30 protein-coding genes and 1 tRNA gene are annotated in these 24470 nt (G+C 66.8%); 18 read left to right on the top strand and 13 right to left on the bottom strand.

What is annotated here, in order from left to right; all coding sequences use genetic code 11:
• Positions 1-16 precede the first annotated feature (16 nt).
• On the bottom strand, positions 17-1165 hold the full coding sequence (locus ACWFRF_RS29490; RefSeq protein ID WP_378993102.1) for a class I SAM-dependent methyltransferase: 1149 nt from the start codon (positions 1163-1165) through the stop codon (positions 17-19).
• A gap of 402 nt (positions 1166-1567) precedes the next feature.
• On the opposite strand from ACWFRF_RS29490, the gene ACWFRF_RS29485 reads away from it, so the two are divergent.
• The 9 genes from ACWFRF_RS29485 to ACWFRF_RS29445 all read left to right on the top strand — a co-directional run bounded on the left by ACWFRF_RS29485 (position 1568) and on the right by ACWFRF_RS29445 (position 7232).
• Positions 1568-2149 (top strand): AMIN-like domain-containing (lipo)protein, encoded by a 582-nt coding sequence (locus ACWFRF_RS29485; RefSeq protein WP_452453394.1) that lies wholly within the window; start codon positions 1568-1570, stop codon positions 2147-2149.
• Between the two features lie 24 nt (positions 2150-2173).
• On the top strand, positions 2174-2713 hold the full coding sequence (locus ACWFRF_RS29480; protein ID WP_452453392.1) for a DUF6153 family protein: 540 nt from the start codon (positions 2174-2176) through the stop codon (positions 2711-2713).
• A 65-nt stretch (positions 2714-2778) separates the two neighbouring features.
• Positions 2779-3378, top strand: coding sequence for a DUF305 domain-containing protein (locus ACWFRF_RS29475; RefSeq protein WP_452453390.1), 600 nt, complete (start codon positions 2779-2781; stop codon positions 3376-3378).
• 155 nt (positions 3379-3533) lie between these two features.
• On the top strand, positions 3534-4073 hold the full coding sequence (locus ACWFRF_RS29470) for a hypothetical protein (RefSeq protein WP_378993107.1): 540 nt from the start codon (positions 3534-3536) through the stop codon (positions 4071-4073).
• A gap of 109 nt (positions 4074-4182) precedes the next feature.
• Positions 4183-5469 (top strand): serine hydrolase domain-containing protein, encoded by a 1287-nt coding sequence (locus tag ACWFRF_RS29465; protein ID WP_452453388.1) that lies wholly within the window; start codon positions 4183-4185, stop codon positions 5467-5469.
• A 107-nt stretch (positions 5470-5576) separates the two neighbouring features.
• The gene (locus ACWFRF_RS29460; RefSeq protein ID WP_378993109.1) at positions 5577-6308 is read left to right on the top strand and encodes a GntR family transcriptional regulator; all 732 of its coding nucleotides are present in this window, start codon (positions 5577-5579) and stop codon (positions 6306-6308) included.
• 85 nt (positions 6309-6393) lie between these two features.
• A complete protein-coding gene (locus tag ACWFRF_RS29455) occupies positions 6394-6669 on the top strand; it encodes a hypothetical protein (protein ID WP_452453386.1) in 276 nt (91 codons plus the stop codon).
• 159 nt (positions 6670-6828) lie between these two features.
• Complete coding sequence (locus tag ACWFRF_RS29450; protein WP_378993113.1) at positions 6829-6984, top strand: DUF6131 family protein; 156 nt, start codon at positions 6829-6831, stop codon at positions 6982-6984.
• Positions 6985-7019: 35 nt separating this feature from the next.
• The gene (locus ACWFRF_RS29445) at positions 7020-7232 is read left to right on the top strand and encodes a hypothetical protein (RefSeq protein WP_378993115.1); all 213 of its coding nucleotides are present in this window, start codon (positions 7020-7022) and stop codon (positions 7230-7232) included.
• 36 nt (positions 7233-7268) lie between these two features.
• On the opposite strand, the gene ACWFRF_RS29440 is transcribed toward ACWFRF_RS29445, so the two are convergent.
• Positions 7269-8066 carry an MHYT domain-containing protein gene (locus ACWFRF_RS29440; protein WP_378993117.1) on the bottom strand — a complete coding sequence of 266 codons (798 nt, stop codon included), beginning with the start codon at positions 8064-8066 and terminating at the stop codon, positions 7269-7271.
• A 186-nt stretch (positions 8067-8252) separates the two neighbouring features.
• Positions 8253-8699, bottom strand: a complete 447-nt coding sequence (locus ACWFRF_RS29435) for an SRPBCC family protein (protein WP_378993118.1) — start codon at positions 8697-8699, stop codon at positions 8253-8255.
• Between the two features lie 163 nt (positions 8700-8862).
• On the opposite strand from ACWFRF_RS29435, the gene ACWFRF_RS29430 reads away from it, so the two are divergent.
• From ACWFRF_RS29430 to ACWFRF_RS29420, 3 genes are all read left to right on the top strand, one after another.
• Positions 8863-10350, top strand: coding sequence for a peptide MFS transporter (locus tag ACWFRF_RS29430; protein WP_379314948.1), 1488 nt, complete (start codon positions 8863-8865; stop codon positions 10348-10350).
• Between the two features lie 51 nt (positions 10351-10401).
• A complete protein-coding gene (locus tag ACWFRF_RS29425) occupies positions 10402-11913 on the top strand; it encodes an APC family permease (protein WP_379314947.1) in 1512 nt (503 codons plus the stop codon).
• 116 nt (positions 11914-12029) lie between these two features.
• Positions 12030-12103: transfer RNA gene (locus tag ACWFRF_RS29420), tRNA-Leu, on the top strand.
• A 135-nt stretch (positions 12104-12238) separates the two neighbouring features.
• Here ACWFRF_RS29420 and ACWFRF_RS29415 read toward each other — a convergent pair.
• From ACWFRF_RS29415 to ACWFRF_RS29405, 3 genes are all read right to left on the bottom strand, one after another.
• The gene (locus tag ACWFRF_RS29415; protein WP_452453383.1) at positions 12239-12643 is read right to left on the bottom strand and encodes a hypothetical protein; all 405 of its coding nucleotides are present in this window, start codon (positions 12641-12643) and stop codon (positions 12239-12241) included.
• A 284-nt stretch (positions 12644-12927) separates the two neighbouring features.
• The gene (locus ACWFRF_RS29410) at positions 12928-13209 is read right to left on the bottom strand and encodes a hypothetical protein (protein WP_452453381.1); all 282 of its coding nucleotides are present in this window, start codon (positions 13207-13209) and stop codon (positions 12928-12930) included.
• A gap of 95 nt (positions 13210-13304) precedes the next feature.
• Positions 13305-13667: a hypothetical protein gene (locus ACWFRF_RS29405; protein ID WP_452453379.1), complete on the bottom strand. Its 363-nt coding sequence runs from the start codon at positions 13665-13667 to the stop codon at positions 13305-13307.
• A gap of 200 nt (positions 13668-13867) precedes the next feature.
• Between ACWFRF_RS29405 and ACWFRF_RS29400 the strand changes: the two genes are divergently transcribed.
• The 4 genes from ACWFRF_RS29400 to ACWFRF_RS29385 all read left to right on the top strand — a co-directional run bounded on the left by ACWFRF_RS29400 (position 13868) and on the right by ACWFRF_RS29385 (position 17106).
• Entirely contained in the window at positions 13868-14404 is a 537-nt protein-coding gene (locus ACWFRF_RS29400; RefSeq protein WP_452453377.1) for a contact-dependent growth inhibition system immunity protein, read from the top strand.
• Positions 14405-14502: 98 nt separating this feature from the next.
• The gene (locus ACWFRF_RS29395; protein WP_379315564.1) at positions 14503-14784 is read left to right on the top strand and encodes a hypothetical protein; all 282 of its coding nucleotides are present in this window, start codon (positions 14503-14505) and stop codon (positions 14782-14784) included.
• A 350-nt stretch (positions 14785-15134) separates the two neighbouring features.
• Positions 15135-15683: a carboxymuconolactone decarboxylase family protein gene (locus ACWFRF_RS29390; RefSeq protein WP_379315562.1), complete on the top strand. Its 549-nt coding sequence runs from the start codon at positions 15135-15137 to the stop codon at positions 15681-15683.
• Positions 15684-15861: 178 nt separating this feature from the next.
• Entirely contained in the window at positions 15862-17106 is a 1245-nt protein-coding gene (locus ACWFRF_RS29385; RefSeq protein WP_452453376.1) for a hypothetical protein, read from the top strand.
• Between the two features lie 14 nt (positions 17107-17120).
• Here the strand turns inward: ACWFRF_RS29385 and ACWFRF_RS29380 are convergent, their stop codons facing one another.
• From ACWFRF_RS29380 to ACWFRF_RS29365, 4 genes are all read right to left on the bottom strand, one after another.
• Entirely contained in the window at positions 17121-17570 is a 450-nt protein-coding gene (locus tag ACWFRF_RS29380) for a cupin domain-containing protein (protein ID WP_379315558.1), read from the bottom strand.
• A 128-nt stretch (positions 17571-17698) separates the two neighbouring features.
• The gene (locus tag ACWFRF_RS29375) at positions 17699-18925 is read right to left on the bottom strand and encodes an acyl-CoA dehydrogenase family protein (RefSeq protein WP_387445847.1); all 1227 of its coding nucleotides are present in this window, start codon (positions 18923-18925) and stop codon (positions 17699-17701) included.
• A gap of 52 nt (positions 18926-18977) precedes the next feature.
• Positions 18978-19556: a TetR/AcrR family transcriptional regulator gene (locus ACWFRF_RS29370; RefSeq protein WP_452453374.1), complete on the bottom strand. Its 579-nt coding sequence runs from the start codon at positions 19554-19556 to the stop codon at positions 18978-18980.
• Between the two features lie 70 nt (positions 19557-19626).
• A complete protein-coding gene (locus ACWFRF_RS29365) occupies positions 19627-20868 on the bottom strand; it encodes a cytochrome P450 (RefSeq protein ID WP_378993138.1) in 1242 nt (413 codons plus the stop codon).
• Positions 20869-20963: 95 nt separating this feature from the next.
• Between ACWFRF_RS29365 and ACWFRF_RS29360 the strand changes: the two genes are divergently transcribed.
• Both ACWFRF_RS29360 and ACWFRF_RS29355 read left to right on the top strand, forming a co-directional pair.
• Positions 20964-21230, top strand: a complete 267-nt coding sequence (locus ACWFRF_RS29360; RefSeq protein WP_449970463.1) for a YdeI/OmpD-associated family protein — start codon at positions 20964-20966, stop codon at positions 21228-21230.
• 60 nt (positions 21231-21290) lie between these two features.
• Positions 21291-22301, top strand: a complete 1011-nt coding sequence (locus ACWFRF_RS29355) for a hypothetical protein (protein ID WP_378993142.1) — start codon at positions 21291-21293, stop codon at positions 22299-22301.
• 63 nt (positions 22302-22364) lie between these two features.
• Here the strand turns inward: ACWFRF_RS29355 and ACWFRF_RS29350 are convergent, their stop codons facing one another.
• Genes ACWFRF_RS29350 through ACWFRF_RS29340 form a run of 3 tightly spaced genes read right to left on the bottom strand, consistent with a single transcriptional unit; the run spans position 22365 to position 24457 of the window.
• Entirely contained in the window at positions 22365-23324 is a 960-nt protein-coding gene (locus ACWFRF_RS29350) for a Ppx/GppA phosphatase family protein (protein ID WP_378993144.1), read from the bottom strand.
• A 45-nt stretch (positions 23325-23369) separates the two neighbouring features.
• Complete coding sequence (locus ACWFRF_RS29345) at positions 23370-23885, bottom strand: DUF501 domain-containing protein (RefSeq protein WP_378636110.1); 516 nt, start codon at positions 23883-23885, stop codon at positions 23370-23372.
• Positions 23882-24457 (bottom strand): FtsB family cell division protein, encoded by a 576-nt coding sequence (locus ACWFRF_RS29340; RefSeq protein ID WP_378636108.1) that lies wholly within the window; start codon positions 24455-24457, stop codon positions 23882-23884. Before ACWFRF_RS29340 ends, ACWFRF_RS29345 begins: the two co-directional genes overlap by 4 nt.
• Positions 24458-24470: the final 13 nt, after the last annotated feature.

The raw sequence follows: 24470 nt of genomic DNA, 5'->3' as shown, positions 1-24470 counted from the left end.
CCGCTTTCGGGTCGCCCTATCGTTGTACGTCGCGCAGACCACGAACGGACCGCGTGACCGTGAACTTCTGGTTCCGGCCGATCACATCGGTGCGCCCCACCATCCGCTCCACCACGCCGCGATAGTTCAGGTGCGAGTTGTACACCGTCCACAGCTCGCCGCCGGGCCGCAGCACGCGGCCGGTCTCGACGAACATCTTGATCGCCGAACCGGTGTGCACGGCCGCGCCGACGTGGAAGGGCGGATTGCACAGCACCAGGTCGGCGCTGTTGTCGGCGGCCGAGGACATGGCGTCGTCGCGCACCACCGTCACCCGATCGCCGACGCCGTTGGCCTCGGCGGTGGCCCTCGCCGAGGCGACGGCGGCGGCGGACTGGTCGGTGCCGACCACCCGGATGTGCGGGCGCGACTTGGCCAGCGCGACAGCGAGAATGCCTGTGCCACAACCGAGATCGACGGCATCACGCGCGTCGGGCTTCATCCGGTCCATGTGCTCGAGCAGGAAGCGGGTGCCGATGTCGAGGCGCGAGCCCGAGAACGCCGCACCGAAAGCGACGACGTCGCCGTCGATCTCGATGACGTGCTCGCGCGCCGGGAACCGGGGTTCGCCCACCGGCAGCGGTTCGCCGACCACGAGCACGCGCGACTTCTGCCGACCCCGGCCCGCGCGGACCTGCGCGAAGAATTCGGCGAGTATCTCGTTCATGGCCGGAGTGAGGTACTTGTCGCGACCGCCCGCGAACACCACCACATCGCCGGCGGCGTGGCGGGCGATGGCCTCGGCGATCTCGGCGACACCCGACAGCATCCGCGGCAACCGCATCACGACCACGCGCGCCCCGGACAGCAGGTCGGCGTCGAGGGCGTGGGCGGTGTAGCGATCGGTGAGCCCGAGGGTCTTGGCGTTGGCCGCCAGCGCAGATTCGCCGGTGATCAGGTCCTGGTGCACGCGAATACCGGCGAGTCCGTGCTGCGCGGCGATCCCGAGGGTGAGCGCGCCATACGCGTCGCCGATCACCGCAACCTCACCGCTACCCGCGGCCGCGAGGGCATCGGCGGCTGTGTCGAGGATCAGTCGGTCGGCGGCGTCGACGGCATAGAGGTTCGGCGCCTCCACATCCGGATACCGGCGTAGTCGGTCGAATACGTCCTCAACACTGTCCACCCGGCAAGTGTGCTAGATCGTTGCCCCACCGTCACATCCGGCCCCGGTATCGACAGGCGAGGCGACTCCGGAGGGGTCGTCGTGGGATGTATTTCACTGAGCACTAACGGGTTCCGTCGATTTGCGACGTCCTTGCAGATCGCTCCGGATTTGCCGGTCTCACGAATTTCGTTGTTCCCCAATGCTTCGCCGAAGGTCACCGCCCGGTCCGCGCCGGAACCGATCGCCGCAGGTCGCGCTAACCGCGGAACTGGTACGCGTTCACCGAAAAACCCGGCCCCGACCTGGGCGCATCAATCGCAACAGCTCCCATTTCGAAGTAATCAGCAAACTTTCGGTAGCCCGAACACACCCCGTGTTACTTCGCCCACCACGCCGCTGTCCCTGCGTAGCATCAGCCCCATGCGCAACGCCCTCGTGTTCGTGCTGATCGCCGCGGCCGCGGTTTCGGTATCCGGCTGCGGCACCGACGACGCACCGGCCGCCGCGCCGCCGACAACAACGAGCACCACCAGCACGTTCGCCGATGCCACCGGCGAAGTGCCGGCCGACGCGAGCCCGAAGTCCGGCGCGGCCTCCCCGGGTGCGGCGCTGACCGTCAGCGATATCCGGATCGGCAAGCAGCCAGGCTTCGACCGCGTGGTCTACCAGCTCGGCGGCACGGGCTCCCCCGGCTGGCAGGTGGCCTACACCGACAGCGCGGTGCAGGACGGCAGCGGCAAGACCGTCGACGTGGCAGGCCGCGCGATTCTCGAGGTGCGCATTCTCGGCTCGGCGTATCCGTTCGACTCGACCGTCGCCCCGTTCGCCGGGCCTGATCCGGTGACCGATCCGGGCACGCCGACCATCACCGGCGTCTACAAGAAGCTGGTCTACGAGGGCGTCACCCAGTCGTTCATCGGCCTCGACGCCGACCAGCCACCGTTCTCCGTCACTGCTCTCGCCGATCCCCCGCGCCTGGTCGTCGACATCGCCACCCCGTGATTGCTACCCCTACCGGGTATCACGATGGCGATCGCTAGACTGGTCGCCGTGATGGACCAGCAGCCCGCGCGCGCACCCGGCATTGCCAGGGCGCTCGCCGTGTTGACGCTGCTCGCCGGGATCGTCGCCATGCACTCCGCGGTCTTCGGCACCGCGCACGCGAGCGACAGTGCGCACGGCCCGCAGGCTCCGGTCGCCACCGACCACTCGGACCCGCGTTCGGCCGCGGCTCCGCCCGACCAGCACGCCGTGTTCCCCGCGATCGACCACTCCACGCAAGATCTCGCCGGAGCACCGTCGACAGGCTCGACGCTGTCCATCGCCGCCCCCACCGACCCGCACACGGGCTGCGGCGCGGCGGGCTGTGATGAGCACTCCGCCGTCCACGCCTGCGTTTTCGTCCTGGCCGCACTCGCCATCGCACTGACCCTGGTCCTGCTCTACCGCCTCGGCGACACCTCCGAAGCCGCTCGGCAACCGTCGAGGGCATGGCGCGGCCGACGCGAACGCCCACCACCATGGACCGTCCTCACCCTGTCCCAACTGGCGATTCTGCGGATCTGACAGGCACGGCACCACGCGTGCCCTGCCAGTTTCGACACCTCACCCGAATCCCCAGGAGGATCACCATGTCCATCAGCCGTACCCACATCCTCGTCGCCGCGGCCGCCACCGTCTTGTTCGCGGCCGGTTGTAGCGACGACAGCACCACCACGCACACCACCGAGCACTCCACCACCACCGCGACCAGCGCCGCCGCGAGCACCGACTTCAACGATGCCGACGTCACCTTTTTGCAGATGATGTACCCGCATCACGCACAGGCCGTCGAGATGGCGAAGATGGTGCCGAGCCACACCCAGAACCAGCAGCTCATCGCACTGGCCGCCCAGGTGGAGAAGGCACAGGCCCCGGAGATGCAGCAGATCACCGACCTGCTCGCCGGTTTCGGCAAGCCCGCGCCGAGCGCGACCGAAGGACACGGCGGGCACGACATGCCCGGCATGATGACCGACGCGCAGATGAGCAGTCTGCAGGCCGCGAACGGCGCCGATTTCGACCGGCAGTGGCTGGAGATGATGATCGAGCACCACGAGGGCGCGGTCGGGATGGCCCAGACGGAGCTGAACGCCGGTGTGAATCCGCAAACACGTCAGCTCGCGACGACGATCGTGGCCGATCAGGAGGCTGAGATCGCCACCATGCGCGGCATGCTCGGACAGAACTGACCGGGTGCGGCGCCGGGCGCGACACCCCGGCGCCGCGTCTCGGTTCGTCATCGAAATCGCCACCGCGACCTGACGTCACCCGGAAGTTGCCAGTACGGTCGATATGTTCGGCTCCGGCCCAACCGGTGCCTGCAATCTCGAGGCAGGAGAGAGAAATGCGAGTACTGGAACGGCTGGGGCTCGGGACCGCGTTCGCGGCCACCGCGACCGGAGTGATCTTCCTCGGCGCCTGCTCCCAGCAGGTACCGGGCACCGCCGAGGTGAACCAGAGCGAGCTCGCCTCGTACACCTCCGAGGTGGCGGCGTCCTCGGCGGCGGCGGCGTCGTCGAAGGCGGCGAAGATCGAGGCGGCCAACGACACGGCGTGCGACGGCCTGCGATCGGCGAACAAGACCTCGGTGACCTCGTTCAACGCCTACATCGCGGCGTCCAACGATCAGGCCCCCGATGCCGATGCCAAGGCCACCGACGCGGTCACCACCCTGCGCAACAGCGCCAAGGACCTCGACCGCAAGATCACCGCTGATGTGATCGCCGATCTGTCCGTGCCGCTGCGTGCCTACATCGAGAAGACCAACACCCTCGCCGATACCCTCGAACGCCGGGCGCCCACCGACGAACTCAACGGCGTGATCGACATTTTCAACACGTCCAAAGACGAAGCGATCGCGGTGTGCACGCCGTACGGCAGCTGATCCCCTCGTAACAAGAACGTGATCGTTCACGATTCCCCTCCGGACACACCATCTGGAGGGTTGCGTGCAGGGCTTTCTGAAATACGTTGTGGCAGCGACGATTACCGCGATGACCCTGATTTCGGGGGCATGGCTCCCGAGCTCGGCGAAGGCCGACCCGGTCATCGCGAAGCAGTGTGAGGTCACCACCGGCCGCACCCCGCAGTCCGCGACACCGGCCGAAGCCGCGCTCGACCCCGCCGTGCTGGCCGCCGCCATGGCGCGGGCCACCGACGTGACCCGCTTCAACATCCAGCTGTACCGCAACAACTGCCTGATCGCGACGGGCCCGCGCAACGCCGAATCCGGCGGGGTGGCGTGGAATCTGTGGAGCGGGACCAAGAGTGTCGTGGCGCTCGTCGCCGGGGCCGCCGTCGACGAGGGGCTGCTGCGGATCGACGAGCCGATCGGCCACTATCTGCCACCGGGCCTCGGCGACGCCGCGCACCGGGAGATCACCGTGCGCAATCTGCTCACCGAGTCCTCGGGCATGGAAGTCGCCGTCGCCGCGGAGGGCGCGACCGGGCTGGCGCAACTCGATCCCAATGTCGTCGCGCAGGCACTCGCGATGCCGATCGAACGCCCGCAGGGCACGATGTTCCGCTACAGCCAGCGCGCGGTGGACCTGCTGGTCTACGTGATCCAGCAGTCGGTCGGCGAGGATTTCCAGACCTTCGCGCAGCGAAAACTGTTCGACCCGTTGGGCATCGCCCGCGGCGACTACTACTGGGCCCGCGACCGTGCCGGAAACACCTACGGCCACGCGCATTTGATCCTGCCGCCGGACGACTTCGCGAAACTCGGTCTGCTCGTGGGCAATCGGGGCCGCTGGAACGACCGGCAGGTGATCTCCGAGGACTACATGCGCGCGGCCGTGTCACCGTCGCCGAGCATGCCCTGCTACGGCTTCCTGTTCGTGATCAACGGCGCACCGTGTCGGCTCGAATTCCCCGGACTGCCCGACGACGCGGTGAAGATGTCGGGCATGCTGCGCAACGACAGCTTCATCGTGCCCAGCCTCGGCCTGGTGCTGAATTGGACCGGTGTCGCGACGGTGGGCAGTTCGACCACCTACACCCACGACGTGATGCGCACGCTCGTCTCCGCGTTCCGCGACCAGCAGATCCCCGATCCCGGCGAGTATCGGGAACGTCCCGATGTGAGCGTGACCGATCCGATGATCGCCCGGCCCGATGCCTTCTTCGGCACGCTCGGGGTCGGCCCGTACGCCTACCCCGGTTGCAACTTCCTCGACTGCCTCGGCGAAACTCCGAAGGCCCCGTTCGCGGATTCGCCACCGGGATGCGTCATCCTGGGATGCGTCGGCACCGACCCGCGTACACCGGGAATCCGCTGATCCGGGTGTAGATCTCTGGGCTCCTCGGCGCCGGTCGCGTATTCTCGGTTCCACCGGATAGGACCAGTAGGGACCGGTCGGCCTACCAGGAAAAGGAGCCACTGGCGATGCCCGCACCGCTGCGCGACAGCGCAGTGCCCAAACACGAACAGCTGCGCGCGATCCTGCTGCAGAAGTGCACGCGCGAGCTACAGCCGGGCGACCTGCTGACCAGCGAGCGCAATCTGATGCAGGACTACGGCGTCAGCCGGATCACCGTGCGCGAGGCGGTCGGTCAGCTGGTGAACGAGGGATATCTGGTCCGGGTTCGCGGCAAGGGCACCTTCGTCGCGCACCGGCCCGTGCAGTCGCGGCTACACCTGGCCTCGTTCACCGAGGAGATGCGCGCGCTCGGCCACCATCCGACCACCCTGGTGCTCGTTGCCGAGGAGGCGATAGCGCCCGAGGCCACCGCCCGCGCGCTGCGTCTGCCGCAGGGCGTGCTCGCCTATCACGTGCGCCGATTGCGGTTGGCCGACGACGATCCGGTCAGCGTCGACGACGCCTGGTTCAACCCCGAACTGGTGCCCGGCCTGATCTCGCACGACCTCACCGGCTCGATCTACCGGACCACGGCAGACCGCTACGGCAGGCCGATCGAACGCGCCGTGCAAACAGTCGACGCCCAGGCCGCCGAAGCCGGTGTCGCGGCGCTGCTCGGCGTCAAGAAGGGCGCTCCCGTACTGCATTTCGACCGGGTGTCGTTCAGTGCGGAGGTGCCGATCGAGCACACCCAGAGCTGGTACCGCGCCGACCGCTACCGCGTTCAGATGGAAGTGGGCCAGCGGCCACAGGCGTAGCGGACCGCGCCGATCTGGTGTGAAATCAGCGTATTTCAGTTACCGTCTGGGAGCTATCACAGCGAAGCTCTCGGAGGTATCAGCCATGTCCATCCGTCAAACCACCGCCGCCAGGACAGGCCTGCTGGCCGTGCTCGCCGCGGGAACCCTGCTCGGCACCGCCGGCACCGCCGGCGCGGTCGGCAGCGCCGATTGGGATCTGCTCCCCTCCGGTTCGGTCGTGATCGGCCCACCCACCGGTAGCTCGATGGGCTCGGTCGACGTCGGTAGCGGCACCGGCTCGTTCGACGCCGACCTCGGCTCCAGCGCCCCGCCCCCGCCGTCGACGGGCTCGGCCGCGCTGCCGATCTTCGGACGCTGACCCGTCCCCGCGCCGCCGTGGCCGACTGCTCGGCCACGGCGGCGCGGTGCCCCGGTCGCTTGGGGCACAGCCTGTTTCGAATCGGGAAAACCGGGCATGCGGCCATTGTGGGTGCCTGCCGGCATTCCACAGTCCCGACACCGAACAAGGTGAGATCTGATGATTATTCTCGGCGCAATTCTTCTCATTGCTGGACTCGTTTTCGGCATCCCCCTCCTCAGCACGGTGGGAGTCATCCTCCTCGTGGTCGGCCTCGTCCTGGCATTGGTCGGTAGCACCGGGCGTGTTATCGGCGGCCGTCGGCACTACTACTGACCATGCGCAGAATCCGTCGAACCAGAGGACCAGTCATGGCAGGCAGTAGATCACGCATCATTTCGATCGTTGTGCTGGTGTGGTTGCTGATCGGAATCCTGGCCGCGGGCCAACGCGGCTACTACACCGAACGCGATCAGAACTGCGCGACCCTCGGCACCATCGCGGTGACGATCATCGCGGGCCCCCTGAACTATGTGGGCGCCAATCCGAAGGTCGATGATTGCGACCTACCTCAGCCGAGCTGATGGATGCCGCCGTGGCCGAATACTCGGCCACGGCGGTCACTCCGGCTGACGCGGCCAGTGCTTTCCGCTGTCGGAGAGCGTGGCCGGATCGGTGCTGTACATGCCACCCGCGCTCGTTCGCACCGGCGTGAATTCCGACCGGCTGTCGCCGGCTTCCACTTCGGCCAGCCCGACCACGATCACCAATCCGGTGACCACCAGCGACACCGTCGCGATCAACGGCAGCAGCAATTGCACCGGCGTGACACCGTCCACCACGGTCATCGACTCACCGTGGTGCACGCGCATCGCCGCCATCGCCGTGTAGTGCATGCCGCACACCGCGATTCCCATGACCAGCGCGGCGCCCGCCGTCATCAGCAGGCCACGCACGTGCAGCATGAACCACAGCGCCGCCGTGGCCGCTACCACCGCGATCACGAGCGACAACGCCATCAGCGCCGGCTCGTATTCGATGACAGCCTGGGTGCGCATCGCCCACATCCCCAGATAGTGCATGGCAGCCACCCCGAGCCCGGTGATGGCGCCACCCATCGGCAGCGCCACCCACTCGTTGCCGCCCCCGGTGACGATGGTGAGCCCGATCAGCACCACCACGATCGCGATCACCGCGCTGAGCAGCGTCAACGGCACGTCGTAACGGATGGCCGCACCGTCGATGCCGAATCCGAGCATGGCGGTGAAGTGCATGACCCAGATAGCGGCTCCGCCCAGCGCGACCGACGCGGCGATGAGCCACCCGAGCGGCGCGGACGACGCTTTGGCGTGCACCGCGCACCGCAGCCCCAATACCGAACCGATGAACGACAGGCCGAAGGCCAGTACCGGATTCATCCAGCCATTGTTGAAGTGCTCGATATGAAGCACACGCGTTCCCCTGATCTACCCTATGCATTTCGATAGTGGGCTAGAGACTAATCCACATGCGCAGACAGAACACCAGGACAGCGAATTCCAAAAACTATTGCAGCGCGAAATACTCGCTATCGAGAAATACGAACCGGTCGGAATTCCTGCGAGTCATTCATTCTGCGAACGCGCACGAATCAAAGCGGCCAACCGATCCAGCGATTCCTGGTTACGTGCCGAGAAGAGCAGATCTTGCGCCATGCCGGGGATCAACTGCGCGGGTCCGCGGGCGGCGCGTTCGACCATCCGGATCGTGGTGTGCCCCGGGGATTGTTCGTCGAGCGTGAGCGTGATCCATGCCGAGCCGACCGACCACAGCCGCGCCTCCAACTCCAGCCGGCGCGGCGGGTCGATCGCCCGCACCACTGTCGTATCGCTGATCAGCACCGGCCACAGCCCGAATCGGTAGTGGATGCGGCTGCCGATGGCAGGCCAGCCGGGGTCGACCTCGCCGATGTGCGAGGCGCCGACCACCCAGCTCGCGTAGAGCCAGCCGTCGGCCAGGGTCGCGAACGCCCGCTCCGGCCGCACGGGCACGGTCACCTGGGCTGTCAGCACGTCTGATTTCCTCGTCCGTCGCGGGAGTCCGGTCACCACAGCCTAATTGGTGCCGGGGTCCGCCGCCGGACGTGTTCGCACCGGCCCGGCGGGCACGGCACGCCGAACCCGCGACGATGCGGGAAAATTGCTGTCCGCCGTTTCGGCGTGGGATCGTTCCCTTATGTCCACGGAAGAAACACGGCTCGGCGACCCGCCGAGCCCCGCCGACACGGCGGCCGAACGCACCCTGTTCGGTCACCCCATCGGTTTGACCAACCTGTTCGGCGTCGAGCTGTGGGAGCGTTTCTCCTTCTACGGCATGCTCACCATCCTGGGCTACTACCTCTACTACTCCACCACCGAGGGCGGCCTCGGGATCGCGCAGAGCACCGCGCTCGGCATCGTCGGCGCGTACGGCGGCTTGGTATACCTGTCCACCGTGCTCGGCGGCTGGATTGCCGACCGGGTGCTGGGGATGGAGCGAACGGTCTTCTACGGCGGTGTCGTGGTCGTGGCCGGGCATCTCGCGCTGGCGGTGTTGCCCGGGCTCACCGGTGTCGGCGTGGGTCTGGTGCTGGTCGCGCTGGGCAGTGGCGGGTTGAAGGCGAACGCGTCGTCGTTGCTCGGCACTCTCTACGCGCCGACGGACGCGCGAGTCGACGGCGGGTTCACGCTGTTCTATCTGGGCATCAACATCGGCGCGTTCTGCGGCCCGCTGCTGACCGGCCTGTTGCAGCGCGAGTGGGGTTTCCACGTCGCCTTCGGCGCGGCGGCCATCGGCATGGCGCTCGGCCTGGCCCAGTACGTGATCTTCCGCCGCAATCTCGGCACCCACGGGCGCGAGGTGCCCAATCCCATCACCCGCCGCGAACTGACCCCGGTGCTGATCGGCGTCGCCGTCGCCGCGGTCGCGGTGCTGGTCGCCGTGCTGACGAAGCTGATCACCCTCGAGAATCTCTCCGACGTCACCACCGGCGTCATCGTGGCCGCCTCGGTCGTCTACTTCGCGGTGATGCTGCGCAGCGCCAAGGTGACCCAGGTCGAACGAACACGGGTGGTCGCGTTCATCCCGCTGTTCCTCGCCAACGCGGTGTTCTGGTCGCTGTTCCAGCAGATGTTCACCATGCTCGCGGTGTATTCCGACGAGCGCGTCGACTGGCGGATCTTCGGCTGGGAGGCGCCGGCCAGCTGGATCGGTTCGGTCGAGCCGGTGTGGATCATCGCGCTCTCGCCGCTGTTCGCGCTGATGTGGACCAAGCTCGGCAATCGCGCGCCGAGCACGCCGATCAAGTTCGCGCTCGGCGTCATCGGGATGGGCATCGCGTTCTGGTTGTTCGCGCTGCTCAGCGGGTTCGACGGCAAGACCGTGCCGGTGCTCGCCGTCTTCGTGATCCTCGGCGGCTTCGCGGTCTCGGAATTGCTGCTCTCGCCGATCGGTCTCGCGGTCACCACGCATCTCGCGCCCGCCGCGTTCCGCTCGCAGATGATGGCCCTGTACTTCTTCTCCGTCGGTATCGGCACATCGATGGCGGGCACGCTGGCCCGCTTCTACAGCCCCGAGAGCGAAACCGCCTACTTCGGGTTCAGCGGTGCCGCGGCCATCGTGGCCGGTCTCGTCGTCATCGCGTGCGCGCCCTGGATCAAGCGCCGCATGCAGGGCGTGCACTGACCTGGTTACGGGTAATCCCCGATTACGTTCGTGAGAAGAAGGAGAAATACCGTGCCGACACCGCAAGACGCTCCAGGCGTGGGCCGATCGCCCGGCCGAGGGAGCGGGTTGTTCCGCACCAAATCCGTCGAGCAGTCGATTCTCGACACCGACGATCCCGATTCCAAACTCCGCAAAGATCTGACGGCCTGGGATCTCACGGTCTTCGGTGTCGCCGTCGTCGTCGGCGCGGGCATCTTCACACTGACCGCACGCACCGCGGGCAATGTGGCCGGGCCGTCGGTGTCGCTGGCATTCGTTTTCGCGGCGATCGCGTGTGGGCTCACCGCGGTCTGTTATGCGGAATTCGCGTCGACCGTGCCGGTGGCCGGTAGCGCCTACACCTATTCCTATGCCACTTTCGGTGAATTGGTGGCGTGGATCATCGGCTGGGACCTGATCTTGGAATTCGCGCTCGCCGCGTCGGTGGTCGCGAAAGGCTGGTCGCAATATCTCGGCACGGTATTCGGATTCGATTCCGCCACTGTGCAACTGGGGTCGATCACCTTCGACTGGGGCGCGGTGTTACTACTCGCCGTACTCGGCGTGCTGCTCGCCGTCGGCACCAAGGTGTCCTCACGGGTGTCGGCCGTCGCGGTGGCGATCAAGCTCGCCGTCATCGCGCTGGTGCTCGTGCTCGGTATCACCTATTTCAAGGCGTCCAACCTGAGCCCGTACATCCCGCCGTCGCAGCCCGCCGAGGAAAGCGCCAGCGGACTGCACCAGACGCTGTTCCAGTTCATCACCGGCGCGGGTGACACCAACTTCGGCTGGTACGGCCTGCTCGCCGCGGCCAGCATCGTGTTCTTCGCGTTCATCGGCTTCGACGTGGTGGCGACCGCCGCCGAGGAGACCAAGAACCCGCAGAAGGCGGTGCCGCGCGGCATTCTCGGTTCGCTGCTGATCGTCACCGTGCTCTACGTGGCGGTAACGCTGGTGCTCACCGGCATGGTGCCCTACACCGAGCTGTCCGGTGAGAACGCCACGCTGGCAACGGCATTCCAGATCCACGGCGTGGACTGGGCCAAGAACGTCATCTCCATCGGCGCCCTGGCCGGCCTCACCACCGTGGTGATGGTGCTGTTCCTCGGACAGACCCGCGTGCTGTTCGCGATGTCGCGCGACGGTCTGCTGCCCCGCGGGCTGGCCCACACCGGCAAGCGCGGCACGCCGGTGCGGCTCACCGCCATCGTCGGCGTGATCTGCTGCGTGCTGGCCGGTTTCGTCGACTTCGGCACGCTGGAAGAAATGGTGAACATCGGCACGCTGTTCGCCTTCGTCCTGGTCTCGGTCGGCGTCATCATCCTGCGCCGCACCCGCCCCGACCTGCCCCGCGGCTTCCGCGTCCCCCTGGTCCCCCTCATCCCCATCCTGGCCGTCGCGGCCTGCCTGTGGCTGATGGTGAACCTCTCGGTGGAAACCTGGCTGCGCTTCGTGATCTGGATGGCCATCGGCTTCGCCGTCTACTTCGCCTACGGCCGCCGCCACTCGGTCCTCGGCAAAAAGGCCGCGAGTGACGACTGACCAGCCCCTTCGATGACATGATCGGTCCCGGCGTGGTCTGTTCCGACACGCCGGGCCGACCTTGTCGACCAACAGGATTCCGGTACACCCGTACGATTCGCTACGCTATCCGGGACGCCCCTATAGCCCAATTGGCAGAGGCAGCGGACTTAAAATCCGCACAGTCAGGGTTCGAGTCCCTGTGGGGGCACTCAAATACCAGGTCAAGCCCGGTCACTGGGCCTGAATTGCTCGCAAACTGCGGCTGTGACCAAAAAATTTGCCAAGAATTCCTGGCCAACTTCCTGTCGCTGATCCTTGAGTCGGCGACCGACTGGGGAGCGACCTAGCCCTTCGACGGCGGCATGATGCTGAACACGGTAGCGACGCAGTGCCAGAACAATGGGACCGCCTCACCGACCGGACCCACTATCTGGCCGGGGTTGACATCCGAGAGGCACTCGACGATCACGGTGCCGTCGGCCGCCTCGACGAGCGATCCCGGGGCGCGGACGACCACTTCCTCGATCGGTGCTGCAGACACCGGCCGGGCCGTGACAATCAGATCGTGCATCGACATCGTCGCTGCCATGTCCCGATCACGGCCGGAGCGCATGACGCTGTCCACGATGTCGGTCAGGTGCTGCATGTTGGGGTGCCGCTCAGATAACCCCCGATAGAAGCGCGCGATCTCGCTCCAGGGCACCTCATGGAAGTCCTCGGTCCACGCACTGAGCCCGTTGGTCCTCATACGTCCAACTATGCCCTTTCGATCCGGACAGGGCTGAAGACTACGTCGATGCCCTCGAGTCCATCTGTGAGGCCATTGGCGGTGAGTTCGTCATCGATGTGGATTCCGTTTCAGCAATGAGGATTTCGACGGGTACGAGCTGGTCAAAGGCCTGAACGACGGCAGCATCCTACTGATGGCAGAGGGAGGCGACTGGGGGTATCGGAGTAAAACGGCATGCGCTGAAGCATTCGAGGACCCGTCGACTCTTACCGCCGGGCGATGCCTTCCCCTGACAGAACTGGTCATGCAGGATCGCTCGGCCGCTGGTGGCCGTGTTCGAGTTCTGCCCCTGACTGATCGTGCATCCGCAGCTTCATGTCGGAAGAACCAACCCACACCTCGTACCAATCTCCGTGGAACGTGACGTCGAAATGTGGGCCGCCCATCATCTTCTCGTCATGGTCGGCCTCGTCGTAGCCGATGGTGAACTCGTTCCCAGGGCGCATCCAGTAGTCCTCTCCCCATGGCTCGATGCGGACCTCCAGCGTCGTCTCGCTCCCATTTCTCAACCTGATAGCCGCCACGGAACAAAGCCTATGAGGACGTCTGACTCGTTCGGTAACCGATCCGCGCAGGTCGGCTCGCTTTCACGTCGAACTGGTGATGGTCTGCTCGACGTTCAAAGCCGATCGCTCAGGGGCGGCAGCCATCCGATGACGGCAGACAGCAGAAAAGCGACTATCCCTGTTTGCGTGAGCAGCCGAGCTGCCGGGTCGCCCAGATCGCTACGGAGGACCATCCGGGACACTCCGGCGAGTACCAAGATGGCGACGATGACTGCGACGACTGTCCTGCGTTCGGTCCATCGCTTCTGGGGATCGCGTGCCGAGGTGGCGGGGTTCCCGGCCGTGGCGAATGCGGCGAGGAACAGCAGGCTGGCGATCGCGGTCGCCAAGCCGAACATTCGAGCAGCTGCGACGTCGTTCCAATCCTGGCTGACAATCAATCGAATCATGGCAGCGAGGTAGAGCCCGGCTACCACGATCGCAGCATTCTTCCAACGCCGCGCCCACCTACTCTCTGGGCTCTCGGGCACCTCCGACGCGTACTGACCTATCACCGTTGGACGATCCCATGCATCCTGCAGTGCCGCGACCCGCGCGAGCCCGAAGGCCGCACAACCACCCGTCGAACGGACTCAATTGCCGATGTACGTGTCAGCGAGGGCGTCGGACCAGACCGGTGACCATTACTGTGGGGCCGGTCCTGACAGCGCCGATGCTTCACGTGAACGAGCAGAGTGCCATTGAGATGAGAGCGGTGAAAAACGTGGCCGACAGCGAAGAGTTCTCACAATCGGTGCAGGACATCGAGGGTGACGTTTGGCCGGCAGCCGCTCCGGAGGACACTTATCTGGTTAGGACAGTCCGCCGGATGCGGCAGGTTCCGATCGGAGAACTGGATATCGAGGGCCTGCGAATCATGTTGTCGCAGAATGTCGGAACCACGGCAATACTCTCTCGAGCGCTTGATCAGCTGGAGGCGAATCCGCTTGCCGCCGGTCACTTTGGTCCGGGTGACCTGTTGCGGGCGGTACTCCGGCTTCCTGAGGAACGATGGTCAGACTCTGGCGAGGTCTTGGCTAAAGCGCGAGGCATTGCCCAGCGAGCGGATGTGATGATCGTCGAGACGGACGGCGCGCAAGTTCCAGAGCTGCGCGGCTTGATCGTGAAATTCCTGTCAGACCGGTCCGAGGTCGATCCAGGTCGAACGCACTGAAATGCCGCTTACCGCACTGACCGAACCGGCCACTGCCGCTTGTGGTCGAGTGTTCGTCAGACCCGCCTTCTCGCAGGCAAATCGCGTAGTCTGCCGCGGTGCCCAAGCTGATGCTGTCGAACCCTTTCGCAGAGAAAATACTCACGGTCTGGCTCGAACCGTGGGGCCGGGATTACTGGATGCGACCGGGAGATCTCTTCATCATCGAATCCGACAACCGCGCCTCCTTCGAGCAGGCGAATGATGATCCGCCATTCGAGGTGTCGTGGCTCGAGGACGGCATCATGGTCGGTGTGATGGTGGACAGCACCGTGCGGGATCGGGACGGAATTGAGCTCGAGTGCGGCCATCAACGGCCTGTTGACCTCGACGGGCGGTAACCCGTAGCTCGGGCTGGATCCGGTGCGTCGAGACTGCCTCTAGACATCCTCTTCTGCCGCATACCGCGCAGATGTGGCGTTCGAGAAGGACGTCGCGGTCTCATCTAGTGCCATGGCCGATCCGGCGACGCGCTCCCTTGGCGAAATCTGATGAACCGCTTGCTGTTACGCCACCACACCGGATCACTGTGCAGCCCGTCCCCGAGCAACACGGTTCGCCCACCCAACCTTCGGGCGTGACGCTTTCGGTGCGTCGCGCCGGGCAAGTAAGGCGGATCACCCTGGGGGTTCAGTGGGATCCGGCGTAGGTTCATTTGCAGGGAAATCGTCGGCACGAAGGGGTGTTATCGATGCGGGTGGTCACGCGGGTTCGGGGATACGTCAAGGTGCTGGGGCAGGCTCGGCGTCATCGGGGCGATCTGGTGGGGTGGCTCGGGCGGCGGCCGCAGATCGCGGCGGCGACGCTGACCTATGAGACGGCGTTGTTGTTCAGCAACAAGCTCGATCCTCGGCTCAAGGAGTTGGCCGAGCTCAAGACGGCGGGGCTGGTGGCCTGTCAGTTCTGTCTCGATATCGGGTCCGCGCTGGCGCATACGGCGGGGCTGACCGAGCAGCAGCTCGTCGATCTGCCTCGGTATCGGACCAGCGATGCCTACACCGAGCTGGAGAAGCTGGTGATCGCGTTCGCGGAGGCGATGACGGTGACACCGGCGGTCGATATCGAGGAATTGCGCGAAACTCTGCTCACTCACCTGTCGAAGGCACAGCTGGCCGAGTTGGCGGCGAGCATCGCGTGGGAGAACCAGCGGGCTCGGCTCAACCAAGGTCTCGGTGTGCAGCCGACCGGGATGGCCGACGGGCTGGCGTGCGCGATGCCGGAACCACGGCAGGCCCCGTAAACGGCGAATACCAGACGCCGACGGCCGCGCCTGGGTAGGACGCGAGTTGGGGATACGAGTAGCCCGTGGGCGTTCGCTGCCATGCAGTGCACTACGGTGATCGCGAGCCGACCACGGTGACGTGGACGCGCGGGATTCTTCGACAGTTCGCCAGTTCGAGCGCAGCGAGGGGATCGTCATGCATTCGGTTGGGGCTTTGATCGTTCGCGTCGGTTGTGTGGTGGCAACGGTGCTGGCCGCGGTGGGGTTCGCCGCGCCCGCCTCCGCGGACCCGCCGGACTCGCCGCTGTGCGCGTGGCGGTTCATGTCCAACAGCACCGTGCTGAATGTGGCGTTCCCCGATGCGAATTCGACGTATTGGCTGATGCCCTACGCGCTGGGGCCGGGTGACTCGATCGAGTTGTCCGGTACCTATCCGGCCGCCCGGTATTTCTCGTTGAACACCTACGGGACCGACCTCGACACCGTGGACACCCTGCGCGACGACCAGATCGTCGCCGACCCGGGCAGCGCCAACCCGTTCGTCGATGCCGCCGCCGCGTCGCTGCCCGCCGCGCAGCAGCGCTGGCATGCCACGTTGGTCAACAGACCGGCCGATCACAGCCGCAACGAGATCCAGGCTGTCGCGAGTGGGCAGAGCACACCGATCGGCTTCGTCATCGTCCGTGTCTATGTTCCGACCGATCCGGCTTCGCTCAGCGGCGGCGTCGCGCTGCCCGATGTGAAGCTCTCGCTCGCGGGCTCCGACGCTCCGGCCCAGCCGTGCGCGCAGCCCTTCGACCCGGCCACCTACACCGGCCCGGTCGCTGACGCCGCCAAGGCCGCGTTCGATCGCGCGATCGCCCAGGCCGCCTCGGGCGCGTTCCCCGGCAACACACCGGAGGCGACGTTCGGGAACCCGGCGAGCACCTCCGGGCTCTTCCCGAACGGCGACAACAAGTACATCGGAACGCGGATCAGCTATCAGCCGGGACGCCTGCTGGTGGTGCGCGGCAAGGCCCCGATATTCCCGAATACTCGTGCGGGACAATCGCCTACCGATCCGAACCAGCAGGTGCGGTATTGGTCGATGTGCCAGAACGACCTGCGCTCGCCCTACCCCGTTGTCGCCTGCGCGGCCGACTTCCAGACCGCGATCGACGCGTCCGGCTACTACACCTATGTGGTCGCCGCACCCGCGGACGTGCCCGCGAACCTCGACCCGAGCGTGACGGTGATTCCCTGGGGCAGCACCGACGTGGACAAGGTCCTGTTCCTGCGGAACATGACCCCGAGCCCGGCGTTCTATCCGAATTCGATCCAGGCGTCCCAGGACTCCGGCGCCGACCCGGCCGACACGATGGGCCCGTATTACCCGGAAACCGCCTATTGCGGCACCGAGACGTTCGCCGCGGGCGGCGCCGGAGCGTGCCTGACAACCTGAGCCCCGAGTAGCGGCTACGGGCAGTCCGGGGCAGGGGCGTCCACGAAGAGCGGTTCGTTCGCGCGGTTGAGATAGGCGACGTACAGCTCGGCGGGCCGGTCGCCGAGGTTGCGGCCCACGTGGACGTGGTCCGGGCCGACGGTCTCGGACAGGCCCTCGCCGGCGGAGTACGTCGTCGGTACGCAATCCGCCTCGTATCGGGTCACCTGGCCCGCGGTGATCACGGCGAGAACAGTGCCGTCGTGGTAATGCCACCCGAGCGTGCCCCCGGGGGCGATGGTGATCCGCCGGAAGGTGAATGCGCTCGGCAACGAGGCGAAGGGGCTGAACGCGCTGACATCGACCTGGGCCAGCGGTTCGACGGTCACGCCGGAGGACGGGGTGGCCGAAGACGACGGCGCCAGGGTGACGACCGCGGCGGCGACCACCACGGCGCCGGCGAGAGCATTCCGGTGGGTTCGCACCTTCGTCAGTATACGAGCGGACTACCTGCGCGAACAGCCGCAAATAAACCCCACTGCAGGACAGACCGCCGCTAAACGGGCGGCACGCTCCGACGCCGGAGCGTGCCGCGAACGCGGGCCGCCGCGTACTACCCGGCGATCAGGCCCTTGGCGATGTGGGTGACCTGGATTTCGTTGCTGCCCGCGTAGATCATCAGCGACTTGGCGTCACGGGCCAGCTGTTCGACCTTGTACTCGGCCATGTACCCGTTGCCGCCGAACAGCTGCACGGCCTCCATCGCGACCTCGGTGGCGGCGCGGGAGGAGTAGAGCTTCATCGCCGAGGCCTCGGCGAGGGTCACCTTGTCACCCGCGGCGGTGCGCTCGATGGCGTTGAACACCATGTTCTGCACATTGATTCGCGCGATCTCCATCTCGGCCAGCTTCAGCTGGATGAGCTGGAACTGCGCGATCTCCTTGCCCCACAGCGTGCGGGACTTGGCGTAATCCACACACAGGCGGTGACATTCGTTGATGATGCCCAGTGCGAGGGAGGCGATGCCGATGCGTTCGGCCGCGAAAGATTCCTTGGCGCTGTCTTTTCCGTCGCCCTTGGCCGGGTTCTCGGTTTCGCCGAGCAACCGGTCGGGGGTGATGCGGACGTTCTCGAAGAACAGCTCGCCCGTGGGCGAGGAGTTCATGCCCATCTTCTTGAACGCGGGGCTCTGCACGAAACCGGGCATGCCCTTGTCCAGCACGAACGTCAGCACCTTGCGGTCGCGGCGATCGGTGCCGTCCTCTTCGTCGAGCTTGGCGTAGACGATGGTGACGTCGGCGTGGGGGCCGTTGGTGATGAACGTCTTGCGGCCGTTGAGGATGTAGTCCTCGCCGTCGCGGCGGACGTAGGACTTCATGCCGCCGAACGCGTCCGAGCCCGAATCGGGTTCGGTGATGGCCCAGGCGCCGACCTTCGCCATGGTGACCAGTTCGGGCAGCCAGCGCTTCTTCTGCGCGAGGGTGCCGCGGCTGCGGATGGTGCCCACGGCGAGACCGAGGCTCACGCCCATGGAGGCCACCAGACCCAGGCTCACGCCGGCGAGCTCACTGTTGAGAACCACACCCATGCTGCCCGCGCCGCTGAAACCGCCGCCCGGCTTACCCGAGCCGGTGGTACCCGCCTCTTCGCGGGCGAGCGCCTTCTCGAGGCCCTCGCGCGCCATCTCGTCGAGCCCGAAGGTGGCGTACAGCTTGCGGATGATGTCGAACGGCGGCAGCGCACCGCTCTCCAGCTGGTCGACGTGCGGGGTGACCTCCTTGGCGATGAAGCCGCGCACAGCGTCGCGGAACATCAGGTCTTCGTCTGACCACTGGTACATATCTGGACTCCCGAGGGATCGCCGGAACTTTCCCTCGAATATAGAACACGTTCTAATTCGGTGCGACGAACGTACGGCTGATGACCGGGGCGACGAATTCTTCGAGCATGGCGCGTTCGTCGGCGGCATCGCGGCCGGGAGCCGACAGCAGCGAGACGATGATGCGGGTGAGCCAGCGGGCCAGGCGGCTCCGTTCCGGGTCGGTCAGGTCCGTGGGGGCGAAGATGGTGGCGGCCAGCGATTCGATGACGTCGGAGTCCTGGCTGATGCGGCCCGCCGTGCCGGAGTCGGCGGGCCGGAACCAGGCGATGAGTAGGGGGTTGGCGCGGACTTCTTCGACCGCGCCGAGCATCGCGGCGATGATCCGTTCGCCCGGGTCGGCGATGTCGCGGAACTGCTCGCCGAGCTGGGCGACGATGCGGCGGGTCTCGCGGTGCACGAACGCCAGACGCACCGCGTGCCGGTTGTCGAAGTAGCGATACAGCGTGGCGCGCGAGCACCCGGCGGCCTTGGCGATTTCGGCCATGCCGACCGCGGCCACCCCGTGTTCGGCGAACAGTTCGGCGGCCGCGTCGATGATGCGTTCGGCGGCCAGGTCCGCCCGATCGGCGCCCAGCCAGTCACCGCTCATGCTGTTTCCCTGCGGCATGCTCGGGCGCCCTGCGTGGTTACTCGGACTACCGCCTCCGGGCGCCGACCGCTCATGCCGGGCCCTCCGCGCGGAACGGCACCGAGACCGGCCAGCGCACGTAGTTGCCCTGCGACCACTGCACCGCGTCGAGGTCGACGGTGAAGCCGGGGCAGCGGGTGAGCAGTTCCTCGAGCGCGACGCGCGCCTGCATGCGGGCGGCCGCCGCGCCGAGGCAGTGGTGGTGGCCGTGACTGAAGCTGAGGATACGCTTGGGGTCGCGGCGGATATCGAGTTCGCCTGCGGTGGGCCCGAATTCGCGTTCGTCGCGGTTGCCCGAACCGTAGAGGAGCAGCACGCGGCGACCCTCCGGGATGATGGTGTCGTGCAGTTCGACATCGCGGGTGGTGGTGCGTGCCAGGCCCTGCACCGGTGAGGTCATCCGCAGGAACTCCTCGATGGAGTCCGGGATGAGCGAGGGATCGTCGATGAGCAGCTGTCGCTGGTCGGGGGCGGCGGTGAGCAGCTGGACCGCACCGCCGAGATTGCCGGTGGTGGTGTCGTTGCCGCCGGTGATCATCGTGAACGCGAAGCCGAGGATCGCGACCAGGCCCTCGTTGTCGCCGTCGGCGCCGAGACCGGAGGCCAGCAGGTGCGAGATGGTGTCGTCGCCCGGTTCGACGCGGCGGCGGGCGATCAATTCACTGAAATAGCCGACCATTTCGCCCACCGCGGTGAAGGCGTTCTGGTCGCCCGCGGCAAGCCCGGCCCCCGCGACCGCGCCGCCGACGATGTTCTCGGTCCACGCGTCGAACTTCTCGTGATCTTGTTCCGGCACACCGAGATAGTGGGCGACGACCATGGTGGGCAGCGGCTTGAACAGGTCCTTGACGATGTCGCCCTCGCCCGCCGCGCGCAGTCTCTCGATGCGTTCGACGATGAATCTGCGCACTGCGGGCTCGACCGAATTCACCTGGCGCGGAGTGAATCCCGGCGACACCCGACGCCGGAAATCGGTGTGCTCCGGCGGGTCCATGAAAACGAACGGCTTGACGGCGCCGAACCCGGCGGCGACCAGGTCGACGTAGTCGACGGTCAGCCCCGACGCGGAGGAGAAGGTCGCGGGGTCGCGCGCCGCCATCCACACGTCGGCATGCCGGGACAGCACGTAGAAGTCGTTGTCCTCCTGCCCCGCGGGGATCACTCGGTGAACAGGGTCGTGATCACGCAGTGCGGAATACATGGACCAGGGATCGCGCCAAGTGTCTCCGGAGCGAAGTTCGAACCGCACCGAATGAGACATCGTTGTACTCATGCCTTCATCATGAGACATATACTCTGTTTTGTCTAGCACCGCTGATGAAGCTCGCGATACCCGCAGGTCGAACGCTCGCGCGCTACCGTGGACCGATGAGCAGTCGACAGGTACCCGGGGGCGTTGTGCACGAGTTGCCGGCTGATCTGCGTGCTGCGCTGCTCGCCAACTCGGTAGCGCTGGGCGCCTGGCAGGACATCACGCCGCTGGCCCGCAACGAGTTCATCTGCTGGGTCGAGGACGCCAAGCAGGACGCGACCCGCGCACGGCGGATTCGGCGCACCCAGGAGGAGCTGGAGGAAGGTCAGCGGCGGCCGTGCTGCTGGCCCGGGTGCCGGCATCGCGAGCGCACCGGCAGCTGAACCGGCGGATTCCAAGAATCCGGCAAGCTTTCTGTCGGCGGCACCTGCGAACATCGCGGCATGGATGGGGAGGATTTCGGTAGCTGGGGAGCCGCGTTCATCTGGGCACTACTCGCCTGGTCGATCGCGGGGCCGCTGTGGTTGTGGACCGGCGAGGAAGCCTGGCTGATAGTCCTGGTGATACCCGGCATCGGGTTCACGGGTGTCGGCCGGGGCATCGTGTGGATGGCACTGGCCACCCTGTCCGCTCGCGGAACCCGCTTCGCCGGATGGTTCTTCGTATCGGTCGCTGTTGCGGACGCGGTGGCGATATCGGTGTGGAAGCTGTCGCCCTCGGGGTGGACCTGGCCGGTCGCCGCAGCCGGGGCGCTGTTCCTCGGCGCGGTGACCTATCTGGCGGTCGCCTCCGAGGTGGCCGACGGCTGGCTGCTCGCCCACGGGACCGCGCTGCGGCACGTCGAACAGGAGCTCGCGTCGGCGCATCCGGAGCAGACGCCGCGTATCGATCGGTCGTCGATGTATGCCTCGGGGCCCACGCTCGGGCTCCGGCCGCCGCCGTTCGTGATCGGGGCGCACGGGATCAACGACAAGCTCGGTGAATACCACGCCAGGATGGCGCGCCGCTATTGGATCAGCGCCCACAGCGACTTGGCCCTGCTGCACGCGGCGGAATCGTCGGCGGCACGCCGCGAGCTGGTCAGCGGGCCGCTGCGACACGCGAAGATGCTCGACTTGGCGCAGTCGCTCTACGAGGAGGCGTTCTACCTCGACGAACTCCACCGTAAGCGCGAAGCCGTCGAGCTACGGGCCGAAGAGATCGACCTGCGTCGTCAGCTCGTCCGCCGCTTCGACAAGCGGTTTCCGGCGCTGGTCGCGAAAGCCACCCGGCCGAGGGCGAAAACCGCGACGAAGCAACAGGCGGTCGCGGTTCAGTTGCTCGGGCAGGGATTGAAGGCGTCGCTCGTTACCGCGCTGACCACCCAGACCGCCGGATTGACGGCATTGGAGCGGACCGCCGAGGCGGCCGAACTCCGGGCCGAAGCCGAGACGCTCGCAGCCTCGGACACCTGACCCGGGTCGCGCACACCCGCCGACCCGAACCCGATGCGATTGCGCTCGTCGGGGAGCCGGAAGTCAGGCGGGTGCGTCGAGGATCGACATGGCGATACCGTCGAGGATGTCGTGCTCGCTGACGACGAGTTCGGAAACTCCCGCGCGGCCTGCCAATTCGTCGGCCAGTACTTCGGTGATCACCGCGCCGCCGCCGATCACATCGACGCGGCCGGGATGCATCGGGCCGAGGGCTGCGCGTTCGTCGTGGTTCATGCCGATCAGGCGGTCGCACACCTGGTGCACCTCGGCGAGGCTCAGGCGGGTGAGATGCACCCGCGCGGAGTCGTATTCGGGCAGGTCGAGGGCCACGGCGGTGATCGTGGTCATCGTGCCCGCCACCCCGACCCAGGTGTGCACCTTGTCGACGGGAACCTTCGCGAAGGCCTCATCGAGCTTCTGCTGGGCGAATTCTCGTGCGGCAGCGACCTGGTCGGCGGTCGGCGGGTTGCCCGCCAGGCAGCGTTCGGTGATGCGGACACAGCCGATATCCGCGGAATAGGCCGCCTGGACACCGTTCTCGTCGCCGACGACCAGTTCGGTCGAGCCGCCGCCGAGGTCGACCACGACGAAAGGTCCCGCATCAGCGGACAATTCACCGACGGCACCGGCGAAGGACAGTCGCGCTTCCTCGTCGCCGGTGATCACCTCGGCGACCGCGTCGGGCACGACGCGGCCGAGTTCGGTGCGGGTCATCGAGAAGAAATCGTCGCGGTTGGCGGCATCGCGGGTGGCGGAGGTGGCGACCATGCGGACGCGTGAGACACCCTGCGCCACCATCACATCCACGTAATCGGCCAGGGCGAGGCGGGTGCGTTCGATGGCTTCGGGCGCGAGGCGTCCGGTGGCGTCCACACCCTGACCGAGCCGCACGATGCGCATCTCCCGGTGCACGTCGGTGAGGCCGCCGTCGGCCCCGACCTCGGCGATCAGCAGGCGGATCGAGTTGGTGCCGCAGTCGACTGCGGCGATGCGCTCACTCATGGTGTCCTCCAGAGGTCTCGACCCACGTTCGGGCACTGCCCGCGATTATGCCTGTTCGTCAGGTGCGGCGGGCCAGTCGGCGGGGATCGCGGTCCCGCGGAAGCCCGCGGCGGCGGCCAACGCGACGGCCTCGTCACCGAAGGGGTTCAGACCGGGCCCCTTGGCGAGGGAGTGCGCGATCAGCACGTGCAGGCACTTCACCCGGTCGGGCATGCCGCCACCGGTGAAATCGGTGCCGAGGGACTCGATCTCGTTGCGTTCGGCCAGGTAGCTCTCGTGCGCGCGACGGTAGGCGGCGGCCAGTTCGGGGTCGGTGGCGAGGCGTTCGGTCATCTCGCGCATCACCCCGGCCGACTCCTGCCTGCTCGCCTCGGCGGTGAGCCGGGGATCGGTCAGGTAGTAGAGCGTGGGGAACGGGGTGCCATCGGGCAGGCGGGGCGCGGTCTTCACCACGGCGGGCAGGCCGTCGGGGGTGCGGTAGGCGACTTCGAGCACTCCGCGAGGCTCGCGGCCCAACTGCTTCGCGATGATCTCGAGGTCGTCGGCGTTCGGTGTCGTCACCGTGGTCCTTCCGGGGCTGGTTCGGAGATGCTGCGCCACAGGTCGGTGTACCAGGGGTCGGGCGCCGCGGTGCGGGTGCTCATCGGCGGCGGCGCTGGTGCTTCGATGCCGGGAATCTGCACGATGTAGGGGGTTTCGCCAGGCATCACCAGGCGCAGGCGGTCGCGCGCCTCGGAACGGATGTAGGCCGGATCCTGTTGTTGCGCACGACGATCGCGCAAGCCCGCCAGGTCGGCTTCGAGCTCGGTCCGCTGTTTGGCCAGTGCCACGGCCTCGGCGCGCTGACTGAAGTAGGTGCGCGTGGGCACGGCCAAGGTCAGCGCGAGGCCGCACAGCACCGCCGCCAGGATCACCGCTTTACCGGTCGAGAGACCGAGAATGGTGTGTTCGCTGCGCTCGAGCTTGCCGCTGGGCTTGCGCGAGGTGGCCGAATCCGGGCGGCGGCGGGTGGGACGTTTGGCCGCGGTGGGGCGGCTCGGCGTGTCCAGACGGGGGCGCGAGCGCGCGGCCCGCGACGTGCGCCTGTCGCCTCGTCCACCAGGACTGGTTCCACGCGCACGTCGCTCGGTCATTCGCTACCGCCCC

Source organism: Nocardia sp. NPDC055165, from assembly GCF_053606985.1.
The sequence above is the reverse complement of the archived record's forward strand: the minus strand, read 5'-3'. Positions and strand labels throughout refer to the sequence as shown.

What these genes read in the sequence shown, in the direction of transcription:
- ACWFRF_RS29485 (WP_452453394.1), top strand. Translation starts at nt 1,568, where the DNA reads ATGCGCAACGCCCTCGTGTTCGTGCTGATCGCCGCGGCCGCGGTTTCG.
- ACWFRF_RS29480 (WP_452453392.1), top strand. Translation starts at nt 2,174, where the DNA reads ATGGCGATCGCTAGACTGGTCGCCGTGATGGACCAGCAGCCCGCGCGC.
- ACWFRF_RS29475 (WP_452453390.1), top strand. Translation starts at nt 2,779, where the DNA reads ATGTCCATCAGCCGTACCCACATCCTCGTCGCCGCGGCCGCCACCGTC.
- ACWFRF_RS29470 (WP_378993107.1), top strand. Translation starts at nt 3,534, where the DNA reads ATGCGAGTACTGGAACGGCTGGGGCTCGGGACCGCGTTCGCGGCCACC.
- ACWFRF_RS29465 (WP_452453388.1), top strand. Translation starts at nt 4,183, where the DNA reads ATGACCCTGATTTCGGGGGCATGGCTCCCGAGCTCGGCGAAGGCCGAC.
- ACWFRF_RS29460 (WP_378993109.1), top strand. Translation starts at nt 5,577, where the DNA reads ATGCCCGCACCGCTGCGCGACAGCGCAGTGCCCAAACACGAACAGCTG.
- ACWFRF_RS29455 (WP_452453386.1), top strand. Translation starts at nt 6,394, where the DNA reads ATGTCCATCCGTCAAACCACCGCCGCCAGGACAGGCCTGCTGGCCGTG.
- ACWFRF_RS29450 (WP_378993113.1), top strand. Translation starts at nt 6,829, where the DNA reads ATGATTATTCTCGGCGCAATTCTTCTCATTGCTGGACTCGTTTTCGGC.
- ACWFRF_RS29445 (WP_378993115.1), top strand. Translation starts at nt 7,020, where the DNA reads ATGGCAGGCAGTAGATCACGCATCATTTCGATCGTTGTGCTGGTGTGG.
- ACWFRF_RS29440 (WP_378993117.1), bottom strand. Translation starts at nt 8,066, where the DNA reads ATGAATCCGGTACTGGCCTTCGGCCTGTCGTTCATCGGTTCGGTATTG.
- ACWFRF_RS29430 (WP_379314948.1), top strand. Translation starts at nt 8,863, where the DNA reads ATGTCCACGGAAGAAACACGGCTCGGCGACCCGCCGAGCCCCGCCGAC.
- ACWFRF_RS29415 (WP_452453383.1), bottom strand. Translation starts at nt 12,643, where the DNA reads ATGAGGACCAACGGGCTCAGTGCGTGGACCGAGGACTTCCATGAGGTG.
- ACWFRF_RS29390 (WP_379315562.1), top strand. Translation starts at nt 15,135, where the DNA reads ATGCGGGTGGTCACGCGGGTTCGGGGATACGTCAAGGTGCTGGGGCAG.
- ACWFRF_RS29385 (WP_452453376.1), top strand. Translation starts at nt 15,862, where the DNA reads ATGCATTCGGTTGGGGCTTTGATCGTTCGCGTCGGTTGTGTGGTGGCA.
- ACWFRF_RS29375 (WP_387445847.1), bottom strand. Translation starts at nt 18,925, where the DNA reads ATGTACCAGTGGTCAGACGAAGACCTGATGTTCCGCGACGCTGTGCGC.
- ACWFRF_RS29370 (WP_452453374.1), bottom strand. Translation starts at nt 19,556, where the DNA reads ATGAGCGGTGACTGGCTGGGCGCCGATCGGGCGGACCTGGCCGCCGAA.
- ACWFRF_RS29365 (WP_378993138.1), bottom strand. Translation starts at nt 20,868, where the DNA reads ATGAGTACAACGATGTCTCATTCGGTGCGGTTCGAACTTCGCTCCGGA.
- ACWFRF_RS29360 (WP_449970463.1), top strand. Translation starts at nt 20,964, where the DNA reads ATGAGCAGTCGACAGGTACCCGGGGGCGTTGTGCACGAGTTGCCGGCT.
- ACWFRF_RS29355 (WP_378993142.1), top strand. Translation starts at nt 21,291, where the DNA reads ATGGATGGGGAGGATTTCGGTAGCTGGGGAGCCGCGTTCATCTGGGCA.
- ACWFRF_RS29350 (WP_378993144.1), bottom strand. Translation starts at nt 23,324, where the DNA reads ATGAGTGAGCGCATCGCCGCAGTCGACTGCGGCACCAACTCGATCCGC.
- ACWFRF_RS29340 (WP_378636108.1), bottom strand. Translation starts at nt 24,457, where the DNA reads ATGACCGAGCGACGTGCGCGTGGAACCAGTCCTGGTGGACGAGGCGAC.